The organism is Deinococcus soli (ex Cha et al. 2016), from assembly GCF_001007995.1.
Taxonomy (GTDB): Bacteria; Deinococcota; Deinococci; order Deinococcales; family Deinococcaceae; genus Deinococcus; species Deinococcus soli.
Map to the genome: position 1 here is coordinate 972509 of NZ_CP011389.1, position 20326 is coordinate 992834.

General features: G+C 71.2%; 15 protein-coding genes and 1 tRNA gene. 9 read left to right on the plus strand and 7 right to left on the minus strand.

Annotated features, from left to right (window positions below; genetic code table 11):
• Positions 1-8 precede the first annotated feature (8 nt).
• From SY84_RS04785 to SY84_RS04800, 4 genes are all read left to right on the plus strand, one after another.
• Positions 9-2783 (plus strand): DUF11 domain-containing protein, encoded by a 2775-nt coding sequence (locus tag SY84_RS04785; RefSeq protein WP_046843058.1) that lies wholly within the window; start codon positions 9-11, stop codon positions 2781-2783.
• Between the two features lie 278 nt (positions 2784-3061).
• Positions 3062-4057, plus strand: a complete 996-nt coding sequence (locus tag SY84_RS04790; RefSeq protein WP_046843059.1) for an extracellular solute-binding protein — start codon at positions 3062-3064, stop codon at positions 4055-4057.
• 145 nt (positions 4058-4202) lie between these two features.
• Positions 4203-5795 carry an ABC transporter permease gene (locus tag SY84_RS04795; RefSeq protein WP_046843060.1) on the plus strand — a complete coding sequence of 531 codons (1593 nt, stop codon included), beginning with the start codon at positions 4203-4205 and terminating at the stop codon, positions 5793-5795.
• Positions 5792-6820 carry an ABC transporter ATP-binding protein gene (locus tag SY84_RS04800; protein WP_046843061.1) on the plus strand — a complete coding sequence of 343 codons (1029 nt, stop codon included), beginning with the start codon at positions 5792-5794 and terminating at the stop codon, positions 6818-6820. The genes SY84_RS04795 and SY84_RS04800 overlap by 4 nt, the downstream gene beginning before the upstream one ends.
• 134 nt (positions 6821-6954) lie before the next feature.
• On the opposite strand, the gene SY84_RS04805 is transcribed toward SY84_RS04800, so the two are convergent.
• Positions 6955-7029: transfer RNA gene (locus SY84_RS04805), tRNA-Ala, on the minus strand.
• 104 nt (positions 7030-7133) lie between these two features.
• On the opposite strand from SY84_RS04805, the gene SY84_RS04810 reads away from it, so the two are divergent.
• Both SY84_RS04810 and SY84_RS04815 read left to right on the plus strand, forming a co-directional pair.
• The gene (locus SY84_RS04810) at positions 7134-8432 is read left to right on the plus strand and encodes an HD domain-containing protein (RefSeq protein WP_046843062.1); all 1299 of its coding nucleotides are present in this window, start codon (positions 7134-7136) and stop codon (positions 8430-8432) included.
• A gap of 56 nt (positions 8433-8488) precedes the next feature.
• A complete protein-coding gene (locus tag SY84_RS04815) occupies positions 8489-9955 on the plus strand; it encodes a glycoside hydrolase family 13 protein (RefSeq protein ID WP_046843063.1) in 1467 nt (488 codons plus the stop codon).
• 64 nt (positions 9956-10019) lie between these two features.
• Here the strand turns inward: SY84_RS04815 and glp are convergent, their stop codons facing one another.
• On the minus strand, positions 10020-11210 hold the full coding sequence (gene glp, locus SY84_RS04820) for a gephyrin-like molybdotransferase Glp (protein ID WP_046843064.1): 1191 nt from the start codon (positions 11208-11210) through the stop codon (positions 10020-10022).
• Between the two features lie 62 nt (positions 11211-11272).
• Between glp and SY84_RS04825 the strand changes: the two genes are divergently transcribed.
• Both SY84_RS04825 and SY84_RS04830 read left to right on the plus strand, forming a co-directional pair.
• The gene (locus tag SY84_RS04825; protein WP_046843065.1) at positions 11273-12451 is read left to right on the plus strand and encodes a CAP domain-containing protein; all 1179 of its coding nucleotides are present in this window, start codon (positions 11273-11275) and stop codon (positions 12449-12451) included.
• 103 nt (positions 12452-12554) lie between these two features.
• Entirely contained in the window at positions 12555-13034 is a 480-nt protein-coding gene (locus SY84_RS04830; RefSeq protein WP_046843066.1) for an FKBP-type peptidyl-prolyl cis-trans isomerase, read from the plus strand.
• Between the two features lie 57 nt (positions 13035-13091).
• On the opposite strand, the gene SY84_RS04835 is transcribed toward SY84_RS04830, so the two are convergent.
• The 3 genes from SY84_RS04835 to SY84_RS04845 all read right to left on the minus strand — a co-directional run bounded on the left by SY84_RS04835 (position 13092) and on the right by SY84_RS04845 (position 16450).
• On the minus strand, positions 13092-13607 hold the full coding sequence (locus SY84_RS04835; RefSeq protein WP_046843067.1) for an HD domain-containing protein: 516 nt from the start codon (positions 13605-13607) through the stop codon (positions 13092-13094).
• Positions 13608-13710: 103 nt separating this feature from the next.
• A complete protein-coding gene (gene trxB, locus SY84_RS04840; protein ID WP_046843068.1) occupies positions 13711-14685 on the minus strand; it encodes a thioredoxin-disulfide reductase in 975 nt (324 codons plus the stop codon).
• Between the two features lie 145 nt (positions 14686-14830).
• Complete coding sequence (locus tag SY84_RS04845; protein WP_245621411.1) at positions 14831-16450, minus strand: PQQ-binding-like beta-propeller repeat protein; 1620 nt, start codon at positions 16448-16450, stop codon at positions 14831-14833.
• 197 nt (positions 16451-16647) lie between these two features.
• Here SY84_RS04845 and SY84_RS04850 point away from each other — a divergent pair, with 197 nt between their 5' ends.
• Entirely contained in the window at positions 16648-17172 is a 525-nt protein-coding gene (locus SY84_RS04850; protein ID WP_229755704.1) for a hypothetical protein, read from the plus strand.
• A 143-nt stretch (positions 17173-17315) separates the two neighbouring features.
• Here the strand turns inward: SY84_RS04850 and SY84_RS04855 are convergent, their stop codons facing one another.
• A complete protein-coding gene (locus SY84_RS04855) occupies positions 17316-18677 on the minus strand; it encodes an acetyl ornithine aminotransferase family protein (protein ID WP_046843071.1) in 1362 nt (453 codons plus the stop codon).
• A gap of 164 nt (positions 18678-18841) precedes the next feature.
• Entirely contained in the window at positions 18842-20272 is a 1431-nt protein-coding gene (ablA, locus tag SY84_RS04860) for a lysine 2,3-aminomutase (RefSeq protein ID WP_046843072.1), read from the minus strand.
• Positions 20273-20326: the final 54 nt, after the last annotated feature.

Genomic DNA, 20326 nt, shown 5'->3' on the forward strand with positions numbered 1-20326 from the left:
TGCGGGGCATGGACGGACTCCTGAACGGCAGGCAGAGGTGGTGGCGGGCCCTGCTGCTGCTGGCGGCACTTCTCGCGGCCCTGCTGGGCGCGGCGCGGGCCGGGTCATGCGCGGCCGTGGCGTGCGTGAGTGCCGGGCCGCGCCTGGTGAGCGTGAATTCGGCGCAGAGTGCGATTCTCAATCCGCTGATCGGGGGGCTGCTGGGCGGGAACGTCACCCTGAGCGTGCTGGACTGGAACGCGGTGGCGGCCACGGACCTGCGCCTGGGGCTGTTCCTGGACGCACTGCGGGTGCAGGCGGGCGTGGCGACGGTGGAGGGGGCCCTGACGACCGGCATGAGTGTTGCGGGTGTCCTGGAGGCCGCGGCCGTCGCGGCCGAGGCGGACGGCAACACGGCCGGAGCGGGTGCGCTGCGGGCGCTGAAGGCGCAGGTGGCGGGCCTGACGGGCACCGTCGCGCTGGGGGACCTGCTGAAACTGAACTTTCCCAGCGGGGCGTTCGCGGACGCGCGGCTCAATGCGCTGAATCTCGTGACGGGCGGCGCGCAGCTGTTCAACCAGCGTAACGCCGTGACGACCGGCAGCAGTCCCGTGACGCTCAACGGGGTCAGCGTGAACCTTAGCGGGCTGGGCCTGGGGGTGGGCGCCGCCACGCCGACCGTGCAGCTGTTCGTGCAGGTCGTCGAACCGCCGGTGTACGTGTGCGGCGAGCAGGGCAGCACGTTCCACACGGCGGCGGTGCGCGTGAAGCTGAACGTGAACCTGAACGGCCTGACCGTGAACGTGCTGGGCCTGTCGAATGCGACTGTCGCCCTGACGAACCTGACCCTGTACCTGGAGGTCGCGCGGGCCACCGGCACGCTGGATCTCGTGAACGCCGTGTCGCAGGCGCTGACGCTGAAGGCCACGCCGGGCCTGGCGCGGCTGGGCCTGGGGCAGATCAGTGACGCCGTGTTCTTCGACCGGGGGCGCACGGCGCCCATGACGCTGCCCGCGTACGCGAAGATCGGCGCGGTTACCGCGAACCTGGGCCTGGTGCTGGGCACCGTGAACCTGGATGTCGAGGCCCGCAGTCTGGCGGACGGCACGTACCCGCTGGAGAGCGTCAGCGCGGCGCCGCCGTACCCGCAGGCGGTGACGGTGGGCAGTTCCAGCGCCGCGATTCCCACGCTGGTGGGGACGCTCGTCACGAACCTCGACGTGCGCCTGACGCCCGCGCCCCTCCAGGCGGTGCTGGACGTTCTGCTGGCCCCGGTGAAGACGACGGTGGGCACCGCGCTGCAACCGACGCTGGTGGCCGTGCTGCAGGCCAGCGTGGATCAGGTGCTGCGCCTGCTGGGCATCGGGATCGGCGAGGCGGTGTTCACCGTGAACAGCGTCTCGAACGGGTGCCGCGTGACCGCGCGGGTGTACCGCGACGCGGAACCGGACGGCGCGCCCGGCGCGGCCGAGACCTGGGACGGGCCGGGCACGCGGGTCAATCTCGTGTCCGGCGCCAGTGCGCGGCAGTCGGTGGCGGTCCCGGCGGGGGCAGGCACGGCGGAGCTGGGCGTTCCGGAGGGGACACATACCCTGATCGTCGCGGGCGGCGCGGCGGGCGTGGCGGCGCAGGCGCCGGCCGGGTGGGTGTTCGTGAATCCGGTGGGGGGCAGCGTGACCCTGACGGTGGCGGCGGGGACGGCCAGCGTCACGGACCCCACGTTCGGGCTGTTCGAGGGGGACCGCGTGGACGGCACGCTGTTCCGCGACGACGGCTTCGGGGGCGGCGCGGCGCATGACGCGGCGGCGCAGCCGTCCGAGCCGCGCGTGGCGGGCCGCAGCGTGACCGTGACCGGCAGCGGCGGCGCGAGGAGCGCCACGACCGCCGCGGACGGGTCGTTCACGCTGTTCGTGCCGGGGGGGTGGACGGGCGTCACGCTGGACTTCACGGGCGCCGAGACCGTCACGGGCGTGCGGGTGGGCGGCGCGGCGACCCTGGCGACCGATGCGCTGGGCAGCGGGGTGAGGCCGGCGGCCCTGCCGGTCCCGGCGGGCGCGGCGCGCGTGGTGACGCTGGGCGTCACGGGCCGCCCGGCGCTGAGTCCGGACCGGTCCGGGCGCAGCATCGCGCCGGGCACGCTGCGGTACCTGCACGTCCTGGATCCGGGGTCGGTGGGCACGCTGAGCTTCACGAAGACCGGCGCGTTCGGGCGGGCGTTCTACCTGGACAGCGACTGTGACGGCGCGGTGGGGGCCGCCGAGCGCACACCGCTGACGACCGTGACGGTCGGGGACAGCTGGCCGCGCGCGGCGGACGGCGCCCTGCGAAGCTGCGCGCTGGAGGTCGAGGTGAGCGTCCCCGCGAACGCCGCGTCTGGCGCGACCGAGGCGGCCACCGTGACGGCGCAGCTGGCCTGGGCGGGCAGCGCGGTGACGGACAGCGCCGCCGTGACGGACACCACGACGGTCAGTCCGCCTGCGGCGATCACGAAGACGGTGGAGAACCTCACGGGCGCGCCGGGCGTGGTGGGCACGGCGGCGCTGGCGCGCCCGGGCGACCGGCTGCGCTACTGCCTGAACGTCACGAATCCCGCGCTGGACAGCGTGACGGACCTGACGGTCAGTGACACGCTGACGGGTGCGGCCGGGTACGAGCCGGGCAGCCTGACGCTGGACGGGGTCGCCCTGAGCGACGCGGCCGACACGGACGCCGGGAGCGTGAGTGGCCGGACGGTCACGGTGACGCTGGCGACCCTGGCGGCCGGTCAGACCCGGCAGGTGTGTTTCGAGGTGACGGTCCCCTGAGCCCCGGCGGGAGGGGGCCCGTACGGGCGTGTGTGGCCGCCGCCCCTCCCGCCCGCCCTCAGGAGCTGCGGCGACGGCGCGCAGCAGACCGGTTGCGCCCCAGTGGCTCGTGTCCCAGAGGCGTCCTGCGTGTGGCACTGGCGCCTCTGCTGTGTGGTGTGCGGGCCCGTGCGGCCAGCGCCGCGGAGGCGCTGCGTGCTGTGGGCCGGGGCTCGTGGCGGGTGGGTCAGGACATTCGTCTCATCATTAATCCAAGCGGTTTACTTAGGATTACGGGGATGAAACGCACCCTGCTCGCCGTCACCGCCCTGCTGCTCACCGGCACCAGCCTCGCGCAGACCAAGACCCTGACCGTGTACTCCGGCCGCGCCAAGACCTTCGTGGACCCGGTCGTGCAGCAGTTCGAGCGTCAGACCGGCATCAAGGTGAACGTCCGCTACGGCACCGACGCGCAGCTCGTCGCCGCCCTGCGCGAGGAAGGCAGCCGCAGCCCCGCCGACGTGTACTGGGGCAACTCGGTGGGCGCGCTGGGCGAACTGGCCGAGGAAGGCAAGTTCAGCAAGCTGGGCGCGGCCCTGACCCGCAACGTCAGCGACGACTACCTGCCCGACAGCCGCACCTGGCTGCCCACCACCGTCCGCTTCCGCACGCTGGCCTACAACACCAGCAAGATCAAGCCGGACCAGCTGCCCGACTCGATCATGGACCTCCCCAAGATGACCAGCCTCAAGGGCCGCATCGGCTGGACCGTCAGCTACCCCAGCTTCCAGGATTTCCTGGGCGTGATGATCGCGCAGCAGGGCGAGCAGAAGACCCGCGCCTGGATCGAGGGCATGAAGGCCCTGCAGCCCAAGGACTACAAGACCAGCAACGTGGGCATGCTCGAGGCGATGCGCGCCGGTGAGATCGACGTGGCCCTGACCAACCACTACTACATCCAGCGCGTGAACCGCCTGAACTACCCGATCGACACGTACTTCTTCAAGAACGGCGACATCGGCAACCTGGGCAACGCCACGGGCGCGGGCATCCTGAAGACCAGCAAGAACCAGGGCAATGCTGCGCGCTTCCTGAGCGCCCTGGTCGCCAAGGACGCCCAGACGTTCTTCCTGAGCGTGAACTTCGAGTACCCCGTGATCGGCAACATCCTACAGCCCACGACCATGCTCCCCTACGCGGACGTGATCAAGCGCAGCCCCAAGGTGGACCCCACCGTCATGCCGAAGAACATCGAGAAGGCGCAGAAGCTCCTGCGTGACGCCGGACTGCTGTAAGCCCCTCCGGTCAGGCCGCCGCCCCGCTTGGCAGGGGTGGCGGCCTGCTCATGCTCCGGGGACACCCGACCCGAAACCCGAGTAAACCGCTCTGCTATCGTGACGGGGCTGCCCGCGTGGACGCACCACACCCCCAGCCATCCCCATGACCCGACGACGCCCGCCCCTCGCCCTGCTGCTGCCCGCCCTGCTGACCGTGGCGGGCGTCCTGCTGCCCCTGGCGTACCTTCTGATCCGCGCGCTGGGTGCCGAGGGGACCGAACTGCGCGAGATCGTGTTCCGCCCCCGCAACCTGGAGCTCCTCGCCAACACCCTGCTGCTGACCGGCAGCACGCTGATCACGACCACGCTGGTCGCGTTGCCGCTGGCGTACCTCGCGGCGCGCACCGACCTGCGCCCCCGCCGCGCGCTGATGCTCGCGGGCGTGCTGCCCCTGGCGATTCCCGGGTACGTGGGCGCGTACGCCATGCTCGCCGCGAGCGGCCCCGGCGGCACCATCGAGACGCTGACCGGCATCAACTGGCCCGGCCCGACCGGCTTCTGGGGCGCGCTGGGCATCCTGACGCTGTTCACGTTCCCGTACCTGTTCCTGAACCTGCACGCCGCGCTGCGCGCCCAGGACCCCGCCCTGGAGGACGCCGCCCGCCTGCTGGGCCGCACGCCCGCGCAGACGTTCCGCGAGGTCACGCTGCCGTACCTGCGGCCCGCGTGGCTGTCCGGGGCGCTGCTGATCGCCCTGCACGTCCTGGGGGACTTCAGCGTGGTCAGCCTGATGCGCTATCCCACCTTCAGCGCGGCGATCTACCAGCAGTACACCGCCGCGTACGACCGGGTGTACTCCGCGTGGCTGGCGCTGGGCCTGCTGCTCGTGACCGGCGCGGCCCTGCTGCTCGAGGCGCGGCTGATGCGCGGCCTGCACCTCGCCCGGGTCAGTCCCGGCGGGGCGCGTGAGGTCCGCACCATCCGCCTGGGCCGCGCCCGGCCCCTGGCGTGGGCGTTCGTGGCGGCCCTGACCGGCGCCGCGCTGATCGTCCCGCTGGGCACCATCGGGTACTGGCTGCGCCTGGAAACGAACCCCTTCGCGTGGGCCAGCCTGTGGGACGCCCTGAAGAGCGCGCTGGGCGCGGCCGCCATTGCCGCCGTGACGACCACCGCGCTGGCGTTCCCGCTGGCGTACATCGGCAGCCGCGCGCAGGGCTCCCTGGCGCGCTTCACGGAACGCGCCGCGTACCTCGGGTACGCCACGCCGCCCCTGGCGTTCGCGCTGGCGCTGGTGTTCTTCAGCCTGAAAGTCGCCCCGCCGCTGTACCAGACCTTCCCCCTGCTGATCCTCGCGTACACCCTGCACTTCGTCGCCGAGGCCGTCGGGCCGATCCGCACCAGCTTAAGCAGTGCCACGCCCCGCCTGGAGGAAGCCGCGCGGCTCCTCGGGCAGACCAGCCGGGGCGCGCTGGCCCGCGTCACGCTGCCCCTGATCCGCCCCGGGCTGCTCGTCAGCGCCGCGTTCGTGTTCCTGAGCGTCCTGAAGGAACTCCCGCTGACGCTGCTGCTGGCCCCCATCGGGTTCGAGACGCTGGCCCGCAACGTCTGGGCGTACACCGAGGAAGCGCAGTACGCCGCCGCCGCCCCCTACGCCCTGGCCCTGGCCCTGAGCGGCGCGGTCCTGACCCTGCTCATCCTGCGCCGCGAACACCGCCCCGCTCCCAGACCACCCCGCCCCCCCAAGGAACAGGCATGACCCCGATCCTCCAGCTCGACCACCTCAGCAAACGCTACGCCCCCGGCCACCCGCCGGTCGTGAACGACCTGAACCTCAGCGTCAGCGCCGGGGAACTCCTGACCCTGCTGGGTCCCTCCGGCTGCGGCAAGACCACCACCTTGCGCCTCATCGCGGGCCTGGAACAGCCCGACAGCGGCGACGTCCTCATCGGCGGGCGCAACGTGACCACCCCCTTCGCGCCTCCCGAACGGCGCGGCGTGGGCCTCGTCTTCCAGGACTACGCCCTGTTCCCGCACCTGAGCGTCCTGGGGAACGTCCTGTTCGGCCTCTCGCACCTGCCCCGCGCCCAGCGCCTCCCGCGCGCCCGCGAGACCCTCGCCCTGGTCGGCCTGACCGTCTTCGAGAGCCGCCGCCCGCACGAACTCAGCGGGGGACAACAGCAGCGCGTCGCCCTGGCCCGCGCACTCGCGCCGCGCCCCACCCTGCTGCTGCTGGACGAACCGTTCAGCAACCTCGACGCGCAACTGCGGCACGCCACCCGCCAGGAGATCCGCAGCATCCTGCGCGCGGCGGGCACCACCGCCATCCTCGTCACGCACGACCAGGAAGAGGCGCTGGCGTTCAGCGACCGCATCGTCCTCATGCGCGCCGGACAGGCCGAACAGATCGGCACCCCGCACGACGTGTACACGCAACCCCGCACCGCATTCGTCGCGAACTTCCTGGGCCGCAGCAACCTGCTGTCCGGCACCGCCGACCGCCACATGGCCCGCACCGCCCTGGGCATCATCCCCCTGCAGGAACCCCGCAGCGGCCCCGTCCTCGTCAGCGTCCGCCCCGAACATCTGCGCTTCACCGACGACCCCGCCGCGCCCGAGGTCACCATCCAGGCCCGTGAATTCAAGGGGCACGACATCACGTACACCGTCACCCTCGACGGGAACCGGCAGGAACTCCTCGTGCACGGCCCCAGCGACGACCTGCGCCCCGAAGGCAGCCGCGCCCGCCTGAGCGTCACCCAGCCCGCCCGGCCCGTGCAGTGAGGGGCACGGGCGGGTACAACATGACGTCACCGGTTCTCTGAGCACCGTCACCCGGCCTGCGCCGCACGCCGTCTCCGGCTTGACCGGCGCCGCGAGACACAAAAAAAACACCCGGCACGAAACCGGGTGTTCCTTGGTGGAGGCTTGGGGATTCGAACCCCAGACCCTCCGCTTGCAAAGCGGATGCTCTCCCGCTGAGCTAAGCCCCCTCAGCGCCCGGCAATGTATCAGAGGGGTGCGGTTCTGGCAAGGGGGGGCGGCGTAGGCCGTGCGGCGGAGGCCGGTCGGGATGGGGGCGGGTAGAGTGGCGGGCATGTTCCGTCGCCGTCCTCCTCTGCCGCCGTTTCCGCCGGGTGGGGTGCTGGTGGGGGGCGCGGCGCGTGACTGGTTGCGGGGCGTGGCGGCGAAGGATTTCGACTGGATGGTGCCGGACCCGGCGGGCGCGGCGCACCTGCTGGCGGGCGCGCTGGGTGGGTCGGCGTTCGAGCTGGATGCGGCGCGGGGCTACTGGCGGGTGTCGGCGGCGGGTGGGGTGCAGCATGATCTGGTGCCGCGCCCGGCGGACGTGGAGGAGGATCTGCGGCGACGGGATTTCACGGTGAATGCGCTGGGGGTACTGCCGGGTGGGCGGGTGCTGGACGTGGTGGGCGGGCAGGCGGACCTGCGTGCGCGGCGGCTGCGGATGGTGTCGCGGGGGAATCTGCGCGCGGATCCGCTGCGGGCGTGGCGGGCGGCGCGGTTCGAGCTGACGTTGGGCTTCCGGCTGGAGGACGGGACGGAGGCGGCGGTGCGGGAGGTCGCCTCGGACCTGGCGGCGGGCCGCCTGCCGGTGCCCGCGTGGGAGCGGGTGCGGGATGAGGTGCACGCGCTGCTGCGATCCATGGACGCGGCGCGGGGCGTGAGGCGCCTGGAGGAACTGGGCCTGCTGGCCCTGACTGTGCCGGAGCTGCGCGAGGGGCAGGGCGTGGTGCAGGGCGGCTTTCATCACCTGGACGTGTTCGCGCATGGGGTGGAGGCGCTGCATCAGCTGATCGGGCGCTTCCCGGACGCCCCGGTGCCGCTGCGCTGGGCGGCGCTGCTGCATGACGTGGGCAAACCCCGCACGCTGATGCGGGACGAGTTGACCGGTCGGACGTCGTTCCACGGGCATGACAGGGTCGGGGCGGCCATCACGGCGCAGGTGCTGACGCGCCTGAAACTCCCCGGTGAGGACGTGCGGCACGCCTCGGCGCTGGTGGGCGCGCACATGGTCCCGCTGCCCGCCACCGAGCGGGAGGCGCGGCGCTTCGTGCACCGCCGCCGCGCGCTGCTGACGGACCTGCTGGCGGTGATGCTGGCGGACCGGGAGGCGGCGCGCGGCCCGCTGAGCAGCGAGGCGTCCCGCCGGGCGTACGCGCGCGGCATCGAGCGGGTCCTGGCGGCGCTGGAGGAGCAGCCCAGCGCCCCACCTCCGCTGCTGCGCGGCGAGGAGATCATGGCCCTGCTGGGCGTACCACCCGGCCCCCGCGTGGGCGAGGCGACCCGCGCGCTGGCCGAGGCGACGGCCCTGGGCGAGGTCGGCACTCCCGGAGAGGCCCGCGCGTTCCTGCTGGCCTGGGCCGCCGCGAACTAGCCGGGTGGGGGGCCGTCAGCATTCCGACAGGGCCATGGGGCTATCCTGACCCGGTCATGAACGCGCTTCACCCGGACCACACCCTTGATCCCCGTCCTGTCACGCCGCAGTGGGTGACGGACGCGGTGTTCTACCAGATCTTCCCCGACCGCTTCGCCCGTTCGGGTCGCGTGCGGGGCCTGAACCTCCAGGAGTGGGGGGACACGCCGCACTTCAACCGCTACATGGGCGGCGACCTGTGGGGCGTGGCGGCGAAACTGGACTACATCCAGAGCCTGGGCGTGAACGCCATCTACTTCTGCCCGGTGTTCCAGTCGGCCAGCAACCACCGCTACCACACGCACGACTACTATCAGGTGGACCCCATGCTGGGCGGCAACGAGGCCCTGCGGCACCTGATCGACGAGGCGCACGCGCGCGGCATGCGCGTGGTGCTGGACGGCGTGTTCAATCACGCCAGCCGGGGCTTTTTCCAGTTCAATGACCTGCTGGAGCAGGGCGAGGCGAGCGCGTACCGGGACTGGTTCCATGTGGACGGCTGGCCGCTGCAACCCTACGACGATGCGCGGCCCGCGAACTACGCGGCGTGGTGGGGCAACAGGGCGCTGCCGAAGTTCAACACGGACAACCGCGCGGTGCGGGCGTTCCTGTGGGACGTCGCGGAGCACTGGATCCGTTTCGGGGTGGACGGCTGGCGGCTGGACGTCCCGAACGAGATTGACGACGATTCCTTCTGGCAGGAGTTTCGGCGGCGCGTGAAGGCCATCAACCCGGACGCGTACATCGTCGGGGAGATCTGGGGGGACGCGCACCGCTGGTTGCAGGGCGATCAGTTCGACGCGGTCATGAACTACCACTTCACGCGGCCCTGCCTGGCGTTCTTCGGGGCGCACACGCTCGATCACCCCATGAACGAGCGCAGCGGCACGGGGCGCGTGGACGCGATGGACGCCGCGGCGTTCGCGCAGCGCATGACCGAGGTGACGCGCATGTACCACCCGGACGTGGTGCGCGTGCAGCTGAACCTGCTGGACTCGCACGACACGGCGCGCTTCCTGACCGCCGTGGGCGGGGATCACACGGCGTTCCGGCTGGCGACGGTGTTCCAGATGACGTACGTGGGCACGCCCTGCATCTACTACGGCGATGAGGTGGGCCTGCCCGGCGGCCCGGACCCGGACTGCCGCCGCGCGTTCCCCTGGGACGAGGGCAGCTGGAACCAGGAGACCCTGGCCCTGACCCGCAAGCTGACGGCGGCGCGCCACGCCAGCCCGGCCCTGCAACGTGGGGACTTCCACGTGACGCACGCGCAGGGCGAGCAGCTCGTGTACGCGCGCCGTCACGCGAGCGGCGCGGCGCTGATCGGCCTGAACGCCGGCCGGAAGGACGCGCACCTGCCGTTCACGGGCGTCACGCCCGGCGATTACCGCGACGTCCTAACGGGCCGCACCGTCCACCTGACCGGCGACACGCCCCTGAGCGTGCCCGCGCGCGGCGCGCTGGTGCTGGTCCCTCTGGCGTAAACCGCAGGCCGGGCGTGGGAGGCAGCGGGCGCGTGCGCTCTGCCGCCCACGCCCGACTTCCCAGTTACAGCAGGATCACGTCCACATCGTCTCCGGCCTGCACGGCCTGCCCTTCGGGGACGATCACCAGGGCGCCCGCGTCACTCAGGGACCGCAGGATGCCGCTGCCCTGCTGGCCGTAGTCGCGGACCTGCCCGCCGTCGACCACGCCGCGCCAGAAGGCTGTCTTGTCGGGCAGGGCGCGGAAGGGCGTGGCGGCGCGCAGGCGCAGCGTCTGCGGGGGCTGACCGGTCAGGGCGGGCCGCACGATCACGTGGAACACCACGAGGCTGCTGACCGGGTTGCCGGGCAGGCCGAAGACGGGCAGGCCGTTCCAGCCGCCCAGAATGGCGGGTCCGCCGGGACGCATGCGGACCTTCCAGAAGCTCACGCGGCCCTGTTCGACCAGCAGGTCCCGCATGAAGTCGTATTTGCCCATGCTGACGCCGCCGCTGGTGAGCAGCACGTCCGCGCCGCCCGCCGCGTCGATGGCCGCCTGGAGGGCCTTCGGGCTGTCGGGCGCGTGCCCCAGCGGCAGCACCTCGCATCCGGCTTCCAGCAGCATGGCGTGCAGGCCGACGCTGTTGCTGTCGTATACCTGCCCCGCCGTGAGGGGCTGGCCGGGCGGGACGACCTCGTCCCCGGTGGAGAGCAGCGCGACCCGCAGGCGGCGCTGCACGCTCAGCTGCGCGTGCCCCAGGGCCGCCGCCAGCGCCAGCCGGGGGGCCGTGAGGTGTTGCCCGGCGTGCAGGACGACCTCGCCCGCGCGGAAGTCGCCGCCTTCAACGCGGACGTCGGCGGGACTGGCGGGGCGGCGCAGGAGCACCCCGTCCGGCCCGTCGTCGGTCAGCTGCTCGACCGGGCAGATGGCGTCCGCGCCCGCCGGGAGGGGCGCGCCGGTGTAGATCCGCACGCACTCCCCCGCGCCGACCGTGCCGCCGAACGCGGCCCCGGCGCGGCTCTCGCCGATCACGCGCAGGCGCGCCGGGGCGTCCGCGGAGGCGCCCAGCGTATCGGCCTCGCGGGCGGCGATGCCGTCCAGGGCGCTCTCGGTGGCGCTGGGGTGGCTGACCAGGGCGGGCACGTCCGCGGCCAGGGTACGGCCGTACGCCTGCGCGAGCGGCACCGTCTCGGCCGTCCGGGCGGGCAGCAGGGCGGTCAGGTGGGTGCGGGCGTCGTCCACGCTGACGTGCATGGGGAAGGTCGGGGCGGTCATGAAGGCAGGATAGGCGCGCGGCGCACGCGGCGCAGCCCCGGCCCGTCTAGCCTGAATGAATCATGGTGCGTTGGAGGCGGGCCCTGTGGGCGATCCTGGGTGGCGCGGCGCTGTTCGCGCTGGGCCTGAGCGGCCTCTGGCTGGCCGGGTGGTGGCCGGGTCGGGAGGCGGCCCGGCCGCCCGCGCCGCGTGTGGAGGCACCGCTCGCGCCGCCAGGGGCGTCCGCACCGGAGGTCCCGGCCGCCCCTGCGGTCCAAGCCCCCCCTGAGATTCAGGAGCCGTCCGCGCCCACGGACCTCGCCGGGGTGCGGCAGGACCCTCTGGGCACGGTCCCCCCCGCCCCGGCCACAGAGGAGCAGACGCCAGAGGAGCAGACGCCGCGCGCCTCCGCCCAGTCGGCGCCGGACACGCCGGAACCGCTGCTCGCTCCACCAGCGGCGGCCCCACCAGAGTCGGCGGGTGCCCGGACCTCTCCCCTGCTGGCGGGACTGAACCGGGTGCGGGCCCGCGCCGGACTCCCGACCGTGACGGCCGAGGTGGCGTGGCAGGCGGGCTGCGCGGGGCACGCGCGGTACCTCGTGAGGGAGGACCGCGCCGAGCACCGTCAGGACCCCGCCAGTCCGTTCCGGTCCGCGGCGGGCGAGACCTGCGCGCCAGGGCACTACTTCGTGTCGAGCCGCGCGGAGTCCGGGCCCGATCGGGCGCTGACGTACTGGGTGGGAGGCGCGTTCCACCTGCCGCAGCTGATCGATCCGCGGCTGACCCGCGTGGCGTCGGGGGTGGCGCACGACGCGGCCGGGGCCTTCCAGTCGGCGGTGGTGCTGGATGTCCGGCGCGGCCTGACGGGGGCGGGGCGGTACCCGGTGCGGTACCCGGGGCCGGGGCAGGCGGCGCCCAGCCTGCGGGCCGCGACAGGCGAGTGGCCGGACGCGCTGGCCGGGTGCCCCACGGTGGCGGCGCGGGGCGCCCCGGTCGCGTTGCTGCTCGGCCCCGGGCGGGCGGGCGAGGTGACCGGCGTGACGCTGCGCGTGAACGGTCAGGCGGTGGGCGCGTGCCTGCTCACGGCGTCCACCTTCACGGGGGCGAACGAGGCCGAGACGCGCGTGGGCCGGGGCGTGCTCGCGGCGCAGGGGGCGGCGCTGGCCCTGCCCGACATGCCGCTGCCGGTCGGGGCGGGCGTGCAGGTCAGCTTCGAGACGGCGCGCGGGCCGGTGGCGTGGTCGTTCCGCACGCAACCGTGACCGTCAGGAGACCGCGACCTGCGGGTCCCGGGGTACACTCCTGAGTGGCGAGCACGCCTCTCGCGCCCACCTGATCTCGGTGGGGCCGCGAAACGGAGACCCCATGAACATCACCCAGGACAAGGTTGTCGAACTCGACTACACACTCACCGTGAACGGCGAGGTCATCGACCAGAGCGAACCCGGCGAGCCGCTGGTGTACCTGCAGGGCCACAGCAACATCATTCCCGGACTGGAGCGCGCCCTGGAAGGCAAGGCCGTCGGGGACGAGCTGCAGGTGACCGTGCAGCCCGAGGACGGCTACGGCGAGCGGGACGAGGAGAACGTCGAGGAACTGTCCCGCGAGGACTTCGAGGACGACATCGAGGTCGGCGCGACGTACTACGCGCAGGCCGAGGACGGCAGCGTCATCCCCTTCACCGTGATGGACGTCAGCGGCGACACCGTGAAGGTGGACTTCAACCCGCCCCTGGCCGGGATGGTCCTGAACTTCGACGTGAAGGTCCTGAACGTCCGTGACGCCACGCCCGAGGAACTCGACCACGGGCACGCGCACAGCGACGGCGACCACGACCACGAGTAACCCCTGACCGGGCAGCGCCGCCCCTCCATTCCGGGGGGGCGGCGCCGCTTCAGTCTTTCACTCCTGATCGTCGTAGAGATGCAGGAGCATGGCCTCCGGGTCCCCGCCCGGGTGGTGGTGCCGGGCGACCAGCCTCGCCACGCGGGGCCGCGCGCCCGCGTGTGCCAGGAGCCGCGCGCCGAGTTCCGGGTGGTGTGCGCGGATGCCGATTGCCCCGACGGGCGGCAGCACGCGGGACAGCCGGTTGGGAATCAGCCCGACCAGCACGCGTTCCCACAGGGAGTAAGGGCGCAGGCTCTTGCCGCAGTCGTGCAGCAGCGCTGCGGCGACGAGTTCGGGGTCGGCGTGCGGGTGGTCGCGCAGCAGGTGCCGGGTGACGCGGCAGGCGTGCTCGCGGTCACGGGGGTCCATGGCGCGGTACACGACCTGCTCGGCGGGGGTGAGCAGGTGCTCGGCCCAGGGGTCGTCGGGGTGGGCGTCCTCGGCGTTCACGCTGCGCAGCAGGCGGCAGGCCTTGGCTGCGTACCCGTTGGCCTTGCGGCGGAGTCGGGCGAGAAGGGAACGGCGCGGCATGCGCTGAGCATAGTACGGATGCGGGCGCCCCCGGTTTTAGAGAACTCTGGTCAACGGAGCGGGACGCCCCGGGGGATCCCAGAGCGTCCCGGCGGGGCGACGATCAGTCGGCGGCGGTCTCGGTTTCGAGTTCCAGGGCGGCCAGGGCGCGTTCGGCGCTCATGGCGGCGCGGGTGCCGGCGCCAACCGACGTGCCCAGCTGGCGGTAGATGTAGTCGCTGACGTCCCCGGCGGCAAACAGCATCGGGACGCTGGTGTAGATCTCGTCCGTGACGTCCACGTACCCGTCGGGGCGCAGCTTGACGGTCTCCTTGACGAATTCGGTGTTGGGCGTGTGGCCGATGAAGATGAACACGCCGTCAGTGCTCATGTCGCTCTCCTCGCCGGTCTTGAGGTTCTTCAGGCGCACGCCGGTGACGGTGTCCTCACCCTTGATCTCCTCGACGGCGGTGTCCCAGATGAATTTCATCTTGGGGTTCGCGAACGCGCGGGCCTGGGCGACCTTGTTGGCGCGCAGGGTGTCGCGGCGGTGGATCAGGGTGACCTCGTCGGCGAACTTGGTCAGGAACAGCCCTTCCTCGACGGCGGCGTCCCCGCCGCCCACCACGACGACCTTCTTGCCGCGGTAGAAGAAGCCGTCGCAGGTGGCGCAGGTGCTGACGCCCTTGCCCCAGAAGTGCTCCTCGCCGGGCACATACAGGCGTTTGGGGTTCGCGCCGGTGGCAAGGATGACGGCCTTGGCGCGGTAGGTGCCGCTGTAGCCGGTGACCGTGAAGGGGTAAGCGTGTTCGCGGTCGTCGCCTGCGCGGGTGATGCTCTGGACCTCGTCCATCTCGATGACGCCGCCGAACTTCTCGGCCTGCTGCTGCATGCGGCTGGCGAGTTCCATGCCGCTGATGGGTTCGGGGAAGCCGGGGTAGTTCTCGACTTCCTCGGTCTGGGCGATCTGCCCGCCGGGGAGGCCCTTTTCGAGGATCAGGGTGCTGAGGCTGGCGCGGCCGGTGTAGATCGCGGCGGTGAGGCCGGCGGGGCCGCCGCCGACGATGACCACGTCGTAGTTCTGGGTGTTGCCCGTCATGGGTGAAGCGTACCACCGGGCACGATTGGGGATGGTCAGCCACGCACAGTTTATTTTTTAAAGCATTGCCTGGACAGGCAGGCGGCCCGGGCAGGACAGCAGGCATCCGCCCACCCACCTCCCACAGGCCACCGGACCGCTCCGCTCAGCGCGCGGCGTCCACGGCGAACTCCGCACCGGACTGCAGGCTCAGCAGGCGCGCCACGTTCACGGGGAATACCGCCGTGCGCCCCGCCACGCCCAGTTCCACGCCGCGCGCCGCGCCGGACACCAGCCGCACCTGCGCGCCCGGCAGGTCCGCCAGGGCCGCCAGCGGCACGAACGCCACCCGGTCGAACAACCGCACCGTGACCGGCAGGTTCTGGGCCTGCACCCGCAGCGTCGCGGTCCGCACCGTCACGGTCCGCACCGTCAGGCCCAGCGCCCCGGCCGCCTCGGTCAGCGGCAGGAACAGCTGCCCGTCCGCCACGCGCGCCTTCTGCCCCGCCGCCGCCGCGAACTGCTCCGGCGTCAACGCGGGCTGCGCAGGCTGGGCTGGTTGCGTCGGGGTCGTGGGCTGGGCGGGCGCGGCGGGCTGCGTCGGGGTCGTGGGCTGCGCCGGCCGGGTCGGCTGGGCCGGTTGGGTGGGCTGCGGGGGCCGCGCGGGCTGCGCCGGGGCCGTCGCGACCGGCGTGGCCGGCTTCAGGGCCGCCACGACCGCGCTGGCCGCCGCGCGGCGCGCCTGCGTCTGCGCCTGCAACTCAATCGGCGTGGGCACGCGCCCCACCGGGTTCGGCGCGCCGTGGAAGGTCGTCCAGGGGCCCACCGCCAGCGGCCGCTGCTTCTGCACGATGTTCAGGCCGCCGCCGTCCGTCACGAAGTACAGGCTGCCCTGATCGCTGACACTCAGCCCCGTGTCGATCTTCTTGCCCGTCTTGATCTGCCACAGTGCCTGCCCGGCCTTCCCGATGGCATGCACGGTGCCGCTCAGGTCCGGGACGATCACGGACCCGTCACTGAGTTCCACGGCGCTGCCCGCAATTCCGGCCCCGGCGCGGTACGTCCACTCGGTCTCGCCGCTGGTGTTCACGGCGTACACGCTGCCGTCGTAACTGCCCACCACGACCAGACCGCCGCTCGTGATGATCGGGCTGGCGTTCACGAACAGCCCGGTCAGGACTGTCCACTTCGGCTGCCCGTCCGGGCTGACCGCGTGAATGCGGCGGTCACTGCTGCCGAAGTACACGCTGCCGTCCGGTCCGACGGCCGGAGAGCTGAACACCAGTGACCCGGCCGCGTACGTCCATTTCAGCTGGCCGTCGGGCGTCAGGGCGTGCACGCGGTTGTTCTGCGCGCCGAAGTAGATTGTGCCGTCCGGGCCGATCGCGGGGCTGCTGAACACGGGCGCACCCACCTTGAACGTCCACAGGGTCTTCCCGGCAGGGCTCAGCGCGTGAATGGTGCCGCCCGCCGTGGCGACGATCACGCTGCCGTCGATGCGCAGCGCGGGCGTGGCGAAGATGTCCCCGTCGAGTTTCAGTTTCCACAGCAGCTTCCCGGCGGGGTCAAGGGCGTACACGGTGTCGTCGTAGGACGCCGCGATGGTCACGCCCTGCGGCGTCACAACCGGGTACGCGCGGCCGATGTCGCCCACCGGGAACGCCCACCGCGAGCTGCCGGTGGCGTCGGTACGGTGAATTTTGACATCCGACCCGACGAACGTGAGATCGCCGTTCCCGGAGACCGTCACGCCAGACATGACGCGCAGTTCCTTGAAGATGTCCACCTTCGGCGCGGTGAACTGAGGGGCGGGTGAAGGCGTGGATTGCGCACTGGCAGAGGAAAAACCGGCCAGAGTCATCAGAAGGACAGCGGGGAAAACGGAGGTTGTTCTCATGTTGGATTGGGCTCCTTTACACACTCTTTACGGTGCTGTTCGCGGCGTGGACGAGCCCCAGGGTAGAGCCTAAGATGCGAACTGTTATGAAGAAGATTCTCATGCTGACCGCGTTCGCGCTGACCGGCCTCGCCGCCGCGCAGGACACCACCACGACCACCACCGAGACCACCACGACCACGACGACCGTCGCGGAACCCGTGAATGCCCCGGCGATGATGAGCGCGGGCGACAACTTCGCCAAGGCGCAGGAGTACGCTGTGCAGGCCGACGTGGCCTACCCCGTGCCCTTCTACGACCGCACGCTGTGGAAGGCCGCCGTGGACCACGCCTACTACGCCGCCAGTATGGAAGCCGGCAACCGCGACTACAACGCGTACCTGGCGCAGCTGTACACCAAGACCCAGTGGTGGATCAACGCGTACAACGCCTGGACCCGCCTGGGCGACCTGACCGACCAGGAGAAGCAGTGGGCCTCCCTGAGCGCCGCCAAACTCGCCTACCTCGCGCTGCAGCGCGGTGACCAGACCATGGCCCGCATGTACGTCGAGAAGGGCATGGCCTGGGCTGACAGCGCCAGCCTCCAGGCCATCATGAAGCGCCTGCAGTAAGTCGCCCAGCACAGCATGAGAGCGGGAGGCCCGGCGTGGCCTCCCCTTTCACTGGCCGGGGCAGCGGTCCACAGGAATGCCACGCGCAAGGCGGGACGCTGGGGGTCACACCCACCGCGTCCCGCCTTCTGCGTGCAGGTGAACTACTGCAGCGTGCGCAGGGTCTCGCGCATGATCTCCAGGCCCGTGGCGGCCTCCTCGCGGGTCAGGATCAGCGGTGGGGAGATGCGGATCACCGCTTCACCGCAGTCGAGGTTCAGCAGGCCCCGCTCGAACATCGCCATGCTCGCCCGGTCCCGCAGCGCCCCGTCCGGGCTGCCGTCCGGCTTCACGAATTCCAGACCGATGAACAACCCCGCCCCGCGCACGTCCCCGAGGAAAGGGAATTCCGCCTGCATCTTCTTCAGCTCGGTCATGATGAACTCGCCCACCTGCGCGGCGTTGTCCATCAGGTTCGCGCCGCAGCCCGGGTGCTGCACCTTGCCTTCCAGCAGGTCCAGCGTCGAGTGCGCCGCCGCCGCCGCCACCGGGTTCCCCCCGTACGTGCTGCCGTGCGACCCGACCGGCCACGTCATGACGCTCTCCTTGGCCAGCAGCGCACCCAGCGGCATGCCCGACGCGATGCCCTTCGCAGACGTGATGATGTCCGGCTGCACGTCAAAGTGCTGGAAGCTGAACATCTTCCCGGTGCGGCCCATCCCGGCCTGCACCTCATCGAAGATCAGCATGATGCCGTACTTGTCACACAGCGCCCGCAGGCCCGGCAGGAAGTCCGCCGGAGGCACGATGTACCCGCCCTCGCCCTGCATGGGCTCCACGATGATCGCCGCGACCTCATCGGCCGGCAGGATGCCCACGAACAGGCTCTCGATGTGCTCCAGCACCGCCTGACCGCACGTCTCGGCCGTGCTGCCCAGCGGCGGACGGAACGGATTCGGGTACGGCACGTGCGACACGGCGGGCAGCAGCGGGCCGAAGCCACGCTTGTACTTCGTCTTGCTGCCCGTCAGCGTGATCGCTCCATACGTGCGGCCGTGGAAGCTACCCATCGTCGAGATGATGTGCTGACGCCCCGTGTGGTTGCGCGCCAGCTTCACGGCCGCCTCGACCGCCTCTGCGCCGCTGTTGCTGAAGAACACGCGCCACTTCTCGCCCGGCTTCTCGACATGCTTCACCAGCCGCTCGGCGAGGCTGGTCGTGATCTCCTGCGGGTAATCGGTCAGGCACACGTGAGTGAACTTCGTGATCTGCTCCTGCACTGCCTGCACTACGTGCGGATGCGCGTGCCCGGTCGTGCTCACCGCGATCCCCGCGAAGAAATCCAGCATGGTGTTGCCGTCCACGTCGGTCAGCCACACGCCCTCACCGTGGTCCGGCACGAACGGGTACGGACGCATGTAGGACGTCGAGAGGTGCTGGCTGTCGCGCTCCATGATCGAAGCGGTCTTCGGGCCGGGCAGAGCGGTTTTCAGTTCAGGCTGACGGGGTTTAGCAAGGGTGGTCATGGATGTTCTCCTGGGAGGAGGGCCGGCAGAGTCGCGGGCGACCCCTCCGCCCCTTCGGGGCACCTCCCCTCAAGGGGAGGCTGGTGTTCTCTGGCTCCACTTGGCTCGTAGAGCCCGCAGGGAGGGGAGCTGGCCGCGCAGCGGACTGAAGGGTCGCCTTTCGCTCAGTCGCCGCTGATGGTCTGGGGTTCGCTCTGGACGGGCTGGGGCGCGTCGATCATGCCGTCTGGCGCGGTGTCGGTCGCGGCGCCGATGCCGTGGGCAGCCCATTTGTCTTCGCGGCTGTTCAGGCGGTGCTGGGTGGCGCCGGGGCGGTGGCGGGATTCGGCGAATTCCTTGGGTTCGATGCTGATGCGTTCGCCTTCCATGAGGCCGAAGATGCCGCTCTGGCCGGGTTCCTTGCGCTGCCAGTCTGTGGGGACGAGCATGTCGGGGCCGGTGTAGTCGGTGGGTTCGCTGTACGCGGCGATGTAGCCTTCGAAGTTGCGCAGGATGAGCTTCTCGGGGCTGTGGCTCAGGACGTAGTTGGGCGCGACGGGAATCTTGCCGCCGCCGCCGGGGGCGTCCACAACGTAGGTGGGCACCGAGTAGCCGCTGGTGTGGCCGCGGAGGCTTTCCATGATTTCCAGGCCCTTGCTGACGGTGGTGCGCAGGTGCCCGGCGCCGTGCACGAGGTCGCACTGGTAGATGTAGTAGGGGCGGACGCGGATCTTGACGAGTTCGCGCACGAGTTTCTGCATGATGACGGGGTGGTCGTTCACGCCGCGCAGCAGCACGCTCTGGTTGCCCAGGGGCACGCCGGCGCGGGTGAGGCGGTCGCAGGCGTCGGCGACTTCCGGGGTGATTTCCTTGGGGTGGTTGACGTGGATGTTCATCCACACGGGGTGGTTCTCCGCGAGGACGTCGCAGAGTTCCTGCGTGACGCGCATGGGCATGAACACGGGGACGCGGGTGCCGATGCGGATGATCTCGATGTGCTCGATCTTGCGCAGTTCCGCGAGCAGGCGGCCCAGGACTTTCGGGGCCAGGGTGAGGGGGTCACCACCGGACAGCAGGACGTCGCGCACCTGGGGAGTGTTGCGCAGGTAGTTCAGCTGCTGCTCGTACTCGGCGGGGTTGAAGGTCTCGGTGGGGTCACCCACGATGCGGCTGCGGGTGCAGTAGCGGCAGTAGCTGGCGCACTGCGTGGTGACGAGCATCAGCACGCGGTCCGGGTAGCGGTGCACGAGGCCGGGGACGGGACTGTGCTTGTCCTCCGCCAGGGAGTCTTCCATCATGCTCGTGAACGGCTGGAGTTCTTCCTCGGTGGGAATCACCTGGCGCCTGACGGGGCAGGTGGGGTCGTCCCGGTCCATCAGCGAGGCGAAGTACGGGGTGATGTCCAGGCGGAAGATGCCCTCCGCGCTGGCGCCCTTCCGTTCGCTGTCGGTCAGGGTGAGGACTTCCTCAAGTTCGGCGACGCTGTTGATGCGGTTTTTCAGCTGCCACTTCCAGTCGTACCACTGCTCGTCGGGCACATCGGCCCACTTGTCGGCGCGGTGGTTGCGGGGCAGCATCATCTGGCTGCGAAGGGTGGCCTGCGGGTGAATCGGCATGGGAGAACCTCCGGTGGTGCGGCGTGAACGGGTGAAACTCGGATTGAGTGCACC

What these genes read in the sequence shown, in the direction of transcription:
- SY84_RS04785 (WP_046843058.1), top strand. Translation starts at nt 9, where the DNA reads ATGGACGGACTCCTGAACGGCAGGCAGAGGTGGTGGCGGGCCCTGCTG.
- SY84_RS04790 (WP_046843059.1), top strand. Translation starts at nt 3,062, where the DNA reads ATGAAACGCACCCTGCTCGCCGTCACCGCCCTGCTGCTCACCGGCACC.
- SY84_RS04795 (WP_046843060.1), top strand. Translation starts at nt 4,203, where the DNA reads ATGACCCGACGACGCCCGCCCCTCGCCCTGCTGCTGCCCGCCCTGCTG.
- SY84_RS04800 (WP_046843061.1), top strand. Translation starts at nt 5,792, where the DNA reads ATGACCCCGATCCTCCAGCTCGACCACCTCAGCAAACGCTACGCCCCC.
- SY84_RS04810 (WP_046843062.1), top strand. Translation starts at nt 7,134, where the DNA reads ATGTTCCGTCGCCGTCCTCCTCTGCCGCCGTTTCCGCCGGGTGGGGTG.
- SY84_RS04815 (WP_046843063.1), top strand. Translation starts at nt 8,489, where the DNA reads ATGAACGCGCTTCACCCGGACCACACCCTTGATCCCCGTCCTGTCACG.
- glp (WP_046843064.1), bottom strand. Translation starts at nt 11,210, where the DNA reads ATGACCGCCCCGACCTTCCCCATGCACGTCAGCGTGGACGACGCCCGC.
- SY84_RS04825 (WP_046843065.1), top strand. Translation starts at nt 11,273, where the DNA reads ATGGTGCGTTGGAGGCGGGCCCTGTGGGCGATCCTGGGTGGCGCGGCG.
- SY84_RS04830 (WP_046843066.1), top strand. Translation starts at nt 12,555, where the DNA reads ATGAACATCACCCAGGACAAGGTTGTCGAACTCGACTACACACTCACC.
- SY84_RS04835 (WP_046843067.1), bottom strand. Translation starts at nt 13,607, where the DNA reads ATGCCGCGCCGTTCCCTTCTCGCCCGACTCCGCCGCAAGGCCAACGGG.
- trxB (WP_046843068.1), bottom strand. Translation starts at nt 14,685, where the DNA reads ATGACGGGCAACACCCAGAACTACGACGTGGTCATCGTCGGCGGCGGC.
- SY84_RS04850 (WP_229755704.1), top strand. Translation starts at nt 16,648, where the DNA reads ATGAAGAAGATTCTCATGCTGACCGCGTTCGCGCTGACCGGCCTCGCC.
- SY84_RS04855 (WP_046843071.1), bottom strand. Translation starts at nt 18,677, where the DNA reads ATGACCACCCTTGCTAAACCCCGTCAGCCTGAACTGAAAACCGCTCTG.
- ablA (WP_046843072.1), bottom strand. Translation starts at nt 20,272, where the DNA reads ATGCCGATTCACCCGCAGGCCACCCTTCGCAGCCAGATGATGCTGCCC.